This window comes from Thioalkalivibrio sp. ALE12 (genome assembly GCF_000381105.1).
Taxonomy (GTDB): Bacteria; Pseudomonadota; Gammaproteobacteria; order Ectothiorhodospirales; family Ectothiorhodospiraceae; genus Thioalkalivibrio.
Genome location: NZ_KB905927.1, coordinates 1 through 5,137 on the forward strand (window position 1 = coordinate 1; position 5,137 = coordinate 5,137).

General features: G+C 65.7%; 7 protein-coding genes and 1 pseudogene. 3 read left to right on the forward strand and 5 right to left on the reverse strand.

Annotated features, from left to right (window positions below; translation table 11 throughout):
• The coding region (locus F614_RS14065; protein ID WP_026280305.1) for a transposase at window positions 1-223 on the forward strand (223 nt) is incomplete at its 5' end.
• Between the two features lie 337 nt (window positions 224-560).
• On the opposite strand, the gene fur is transcribed toward F614_RS14065, so the two are convergent.
• Complete coding sequence (gene fur / locus F614_RS0113800; protein WP_017940353.1) at window positions 561-986, reverse strand: ferric iron uptake transcriptional regulator; 426 nt, start codon at window positions 984-986, stop codon at window positions 561-563.
• Window positions 987-1,084: 98 nt separating this feature from the next.
• Between fur and F614_RS0113805 the strand changes: the two genes are divergently transcribed.
• Complete coding sequence (locus tag F614_RS0113805) at window positions 1,085-1,447, forward strand: outer membrane protein assembly factor BamE (RefSeq protein ID WP_018867132.1); 363 nt, start codon at window positions 1,085-1,087, stop codon at window positions 1,445-1,447.
• 45 nt (window positions 1,448-1,492) lie between these two features.
• On the opposite strand, the gene F614_RS0113810 is transcribed toward F614_RS0113805, so the two are convergent.
• From F614_RS0113810 to F614_RS0113820, 3 genes are read right to left on the reverse strand one after another with little or no spacing between them, the layout of a single operon-like run.
• Complete coding sequence (locus F614_RS0113810; protein ID WP_019559114.1) at window positions 1,493-1,870, reverse strand: RnfH family protein; 378 nt, start codon at window positions 1,868-1,870, stop codon at window positions 1,493-1,495.
• 4 nt (window positions 1,871-1,874) lie between these two features.
• Window positions 1,875-2,315 (reverse strand): type II toxin-antitoxin system RatA family toxin, encoded by a 441-nt coding sequence (locus tag F614_RS0113815; protein WP_017940350.1) that lies wholly within the window; start codon window positions 2,313-2,315, stop codon window positions 1,875-1,877.
• The gene (locus F614_RS0113820) at window positions 2,315-3,673 is read right to left on the reverse strand and encodes a sodium-dependent transporter (protein WP_017940349.1); all 1,359 of its coding nucleotides are present in this window, start codon (window positions 3,671-3,673) and stop codon (window positions 2,315-2,317) included. Before F614_RS0113820 ends, F614_RS0113815 begins: the two co-directional genes overlap by 1 nt.
• A 197-nt stretch (window positions 3,674-3,870) precedes the next feature.
• On the opposite strand from F614_RS0113820, the gene smpB reads away from it, so the two are divergent.
• Complete coding sequence (gene smpB, locus F614_RS0113825; RefSeq protein ID WP_018879902.1) at window positions 3,871-4,350, forward strand: SsrA-binding protein SmpB; 480 nt, start codon at window positions 3,871-3,873, stop codon at window positions 4,348-4,350.
• Between the two features lie 362 nt (window positions 4,351-4,712).
• Here the strand turns inward: smpB and F614_RS15030 are convergent.
• A pseudogene (locus F614_RS15030) lies at window positions 4,713-4,919 on the reverse strand (hypothetical protein).
• Window positions 4,920-5,137: the final 218 nt, after the last annotated feature.

The window sequence follows — 5,137 nt, forward strand, 5'->3', positions numbered from 1 at the left end:
CAAGCACATGAAGAGCACCAACATGCTCGAGCGGCTGAACGAGGAGATCCGCCGCCGGACCCGGGTGGTCCGGATCTTCCCCAACACCCACAGCTGTCTACGCCTGGTACGGGCCCTGGCCGTCGAAATCCACGAAGGCTGGCTGGAGGACAACCGCTACCTGAACATGGATCTGCTCAAAGAGCACAAGAAAATCCTGCTGAGGCAGGCCGAGGCCGCCTGAGCCATACCGACCAACCGAACATGGCTGACTCACTTCTGCACAACTTGACGCACACAACCTCAGCGCACGGCAGTATGTGGACCGAAGGCACGTAAACACCGGAGGACGAACCAGGCCTAGCCACAACAGGGCAGGCGGTGAGCCGAAGGCACGTAAACACCGGATGCAGAACCAGGACCAGCCACCAAAGGGCAGGCGGCCGGACGAAGGCACCTTAAACTCCGGAGGCCGAACCAGGGCCAGCCACAACAAGCAAAACAGCCGAATCGGAAGCGACTGAACACCCGAGGCCGAACCGGTGCCAGCCGGTCCGCGGTGAGTAAAACCCCGATAGCGGTCAGGCCGGGCGGTGGGGACAGGCGTGGTCGTTACAGTCGCCGTACAGGACCAGGGCATGATCCTTGATGGAAAAACCGTGGTGCTGGGCCACCTCGCGCTGGCGCCGCTCGATCGTCTCGTCGAAAAACTCCTCGACCCGCCCGCACTGGTTGCACACGATATGGTCATGGTGGCCACCACGCTCCAGCTCGAACACCGCCTGATTGCCCTCCAGGTGCAGACGACAGACCAGCCCGGCCGCCTCGAACTGGGTCAGCACGCGATACACCGTGGCCAGGCCGATCTCCTCGCCGGATTCGAGCAGCTCGCGATAGATCGCCTCGGCCGTCAGATGCCGGGTCTCCGAAGTCTCGAGGATCTCGAGGATCTTCATCCGCGGCAGCGTGACCTTGAGTCCCGCCTTCTTGAGATTACTGGTTTCCATTGCCTGTTTTCCCGGTCCGATCCGCTTGAGAGCGGCGGGACGCTTTGGTGTACCATGCGCGTTCACGGCCCACCAGACGCCGAGGACCGCCCGCTCAGATGATCAAGATTCTCATTTCTATCGCCGTGGCCGCAAGCCTGCTGAGCGCCTGCGGCGGCCTCAACCAGTTCCGTCTGGATGTACAACAGGGCAATGTGATTGACCCCGTCCAGGTGGCGCAGATCCAGCCCGGCATGACGCCGCAGCAGGTCCGTTTCCTGATGGGGTCGCCCCAGCTGGAGCCCGCCTTCCGCGCCGATGAGCGCTGGGACTACGTCTACTACCGCCGCCCGGGCTTCGGGGCGACCGAGCGCCAGCGGGTCACGGTGCACTTCGAAAACGGCGTGGTCAGCCACGTGGATGCCGACATCCCGCAGCCGGTCGCGCTGGACGAGCACCCGGTGGACATGGACAACGACTGACGCTCGCCTGCATCCCCGAAGTGCCGCGGGCTCACAGGGCTCTCGCTATTCCTCCGCGTTCTCCGGCCCTGCGTCCTTCTTCGATTCGCCCCCGGATTCCGCATCGCCCTTGCCCGGCTTCTTCTTGCGCCCCTTTCCGGCGCGCTGGCGGCGCACCTCCTTCGGGTCCGCGATCAGCGGACGGTAGATCTCGATACGGTCACGCGGCCGCAGCACAGTGTCGCGCCGGGTGATCTTGCCGAAGATCCCGACCTTCACATTCTCCAGATCAATCTCCGGAAACTGCAGCTCGATCTCGGACTGACGCAGCGCGGTATCCACAGTGGTGCCCTCGGGCACCACCAGCGGCAGGACCACCTGGCGGTCGGGCCGCGCATAGGCCACCTCCACGCGGATCATGCCGTCCGCGGCGGCCGGGGCCACGGGACTATCCGGCACCGTGGACCTCGCGCGCGCGCTGGACAAAGGCATCGACCAGCGAATTGGCAATCTGGTTGAACACCGGCCCGATCGCGAAGGCCATGATGCGGTTGGCGAACTCGAATTCCAGCTCCAGGGCGATACGGGTCTTGCCGCCCTCCACCTGGCTGAAGGTCCAGGTCCCGTGCAGTCGCCGGAATGGTCCGGAGACCAGGCGCATGTCGATGCTCTCCGGGCGTTTCAGGGTATTGCGGGTAGTAAACGACTTGTGCAACGCGCCCTTGGCCAGTTCGATCGTGCCTTCCACCTCGTGCTCGCCGCGCGGGCGCGCCGACGCACTGCGACAACCCGGCAGGAATTCCGGATAGGCATCGACGTCGTTCACGAGATTGAACATCTGCTCCTGGGTGTAGGGCACATCCGCGTAGCGGCGAATCTTCGAGGCCATCAAATCAACTCCACCGCACGCAGGAAGACAAACAGGATCGCGACCGGAGCAACGAAGCGCACCAGGAAGTACCAGACCTGATACAGAGCCGGGTGCTTCATGCGCAGCTCGGACTGCACCGAGCGCTCGGTCATCCGCCAGCCCACGAAGATCGCGATCAGGAAGCCGCCCAGCGGCAGCAGGATGTTGGCCGTCACGTAGTCCAGCAGGTCCAGGATGCCCATGTCGAACAGGGTGTAGTCGGACCAGACGTTCAGCGACAGCAGCGCGCCAATCCCCAGGAACCAGGCCCCGATGGCGATCATCGCGGTCGCCATCACCCGGGTCAGACCCATGTTCTCGACCAGGAAGGCGACCGCCGGCTCGATGATGGAGATCGCCGAGGTCCAGGCCGCGAACACCAGCAGCACGAAGAACATGGTGCCGAAGTACAGTCCGCCCGGCATATCGGCGAACGCCAGCGGCAGGGTCACGAAGATCAGCCCCGGCCCCTGCTCGGCCGACAGCCCGGCCCCGAGCACGATGGGGAAGATCGCCAGCCCGGCCATGATCGCCACCAGGGTATCCGCCCCGACCACCGCCGCCGAGGTGCGCGCAATGGACGCCTCGCTCTGCAGGTAGCTGCCGTAGATCATGATCGCGCCCATCCCGAGACTGAGCGTGAAGAAGGCCTGGCCCATCGCCAGCAGCACCGCGTTCGCCGACAGCGCGGAGAAATCGGGATACAGCAGGAACTGCAGGCCGGCGAAGAACTGCCCCTCGACCATTGCATAGCCGACCATCACCACCAGCATCACGAACAGCAGTGGCATCAGGATCGTCACCGCCTTCTCCAGGCCCGACTGCACCCCGCGCGCGACCACCATCGCCGTCATCACCATGAAGATGGTGTGCCAGGCCAGCAGCGCCTCCGGGTCCGCCAGCATGTTGCCGAACATCGATTCGGAACCGTCCGCGTCCAGCCCGAGGAAGCCGCCCGTGCCCGATTTGAAGACGTACGACAGCGACCAGCCGGCCACCACGCTGTAGAAGGACAGGATCAGGAACCCGGCGAGCACCCCGATCCAGCCGATCATCCCCCAGGCGCGCGTGAGCCCCTCCTCGCGCGCCAGGGCGGACATCGTGTTGATCGGGCTCTGGCGCCCGCGCCGCCCCAGCAGGATCTCCGCCATCATCACCGGCAGGCCGATCAGCAGGATGCAGCCCAGATACACCAGCACGAAGGCCCCGCCGCCGTTCTCGCCGGCGATATAGGGGAAGCGCCAGATATTGCCGAGGCCGACGGCCGAACCGGTGGCCGCCAGGATGAAGGCCAGGCGGGTCGTCCATTGCCCGTGGATCGAGGTCGTGGCAGGCATCAGTGGCTCCTTTGTGAGCGGAGACGGAAGGCGTGTGCGCGGCCATCGCGCCCGGGCAGCGCCCGGGCCCGGGCGCACAGCGCGTCGCCGAGTCCGCCGGAATTGTGGGGCAGCGGGTCCTCAGGCTCAACTTTCACCACGGATGCAGGCCCATGCCGACTGCTTCGCCGCGCCGCCTGCAGTACACTGCGCGGGTTATGGGAAAGAAGAAGAAACAAGGCGGCGACAACTCCAGCACCATCGCGCTCAACCGCAAGGCGCGCCACGATTTCTTTATCGAGGACCGCCTGGAGGCGGGGCTGGAGCTGGAGGGCTGGGAGGTCAAGTCCATGCGCGCCGGGCGCGCGCAGCTCAGCGAGGCCTACGTGCTGCTGCGCAACGGCGAGGCCTTCCTGTTCGGGGCCCACGTCACCCCGCTGCCCACTGCCTCCACCCATATCAACCCGGACCCCAGCCGCACGCGCAAGCTGCTGCTCCACCGCTCCGAGATCAACCGCCTGGTCGGCGCGGTGGAACGCAAGGGCTACACCCTGGTACCGATGGCCCTGTACTGGAAGCGTGGCCGCGCCAAGCTCGAGATCGGGCTGGCCAAGGGCAAGAAGGAATTCGACAAGCGCGCCGCCAAGAAGGACAAGGACTGGGAACGCGAGCGGGCGCGGATTTTGAAGCACAACTAACGCCGCTGCACCCCGCCCGCCGTCCCCGTTCCGGCTCGCGCCGGTCGCCCCGGCCCCATCCCTCGCCGTTTACGGTCCCTTCGTCCGGCCGCCTGCCTCGTGGTGGCTGGTCCTGGTTCGTCCTCCGGTGTTTACGTGCCTTCGGTCCGGCCCCTGCCTTGTGGTGGCTGGTCCTGGTTCGACATCCGGTGTTTACGTGCCTTCGGTCCGCATACTGCCTGGCGCTGACTCGCCAGCGCGCCCCGAGGTCCTTTCTTGCTTGCCCAAGAAAGGACCCAAAGAAGGGCACCCGGATTTCGCCCGGGAACCTTGCTCCAGGGCCCTCGGGCCGGCGGCGCTGAACTCGCTACGCTGCGCTTCGCTCAGACATCCAGCGCCTTCTCCCGGCCCGAGAACCCTTCCGCAAGGGGCTCCATACGGGAGGCGAAGTTCAAGACAGAAGGTATTCCGACCCCGCGACACCACAATCGGCATTGCCGCCTGAAAGTCCCCGGCGCCCGCCACGCGGGCGCGGCACGCTATGGCCGAAGGCCGAGCGTGCCCAAGATGTACGAAGACCTAGCCTTCATCCACTGGCAAGACCGTCGGGACAGCCGTTGTCTTGACCTTGAGCCCCCCGTTGTCGTCGCGCCGAGTGGAGAGGGTTTTCGCGGGATCAGAGGCGCTGGATGTCTGAGCGGAGCCGAAGGCGCAGCGAGTTCAGCGCCGCCCGCGAAAAGCCTCGGAGCGAGGGAAACCCCGGCCCGCACAGCGGGCCGGGGTCGCGGCAGTCGGGCGTGTTTCTTGG

Coding starts and splice junctions, on each gene's coding strand:
- F614_RS0113820 (WP_017940349.1), bottom strand. CDS start 3,673: ATGCCTGCCACGACCTCGATCCACGGGCAATGGACGACCCGCCTGGCC.
- F614_RS0113815 (WP_017940350.1), bottom strand. CDS start 2,315: ATGGCCTCGAAGATTCGCCGCTACGCGGATGTGCCCTACACCCAGGAG.
- F614_RS0113805 (WP_018867132.1), top strand. CDS start 1,085: ATGATCAAGATTCTCATTTCTATCGCCGTGGCCGCAAGCCTGCTGAGC.
- fur (WP_017940353.1), bottom strand. CDS start 986: ATGGAAACCAGTAATCTCAAGAAGGCGGGACTCAAGGTCACGCTGCCG.
- smpB (WP_018879902.1), top strand. CDS start 3,871: ATGGGAAAGAAGAAGAAACAAGGCGGCGACAACTCCAGCACCATCGCG.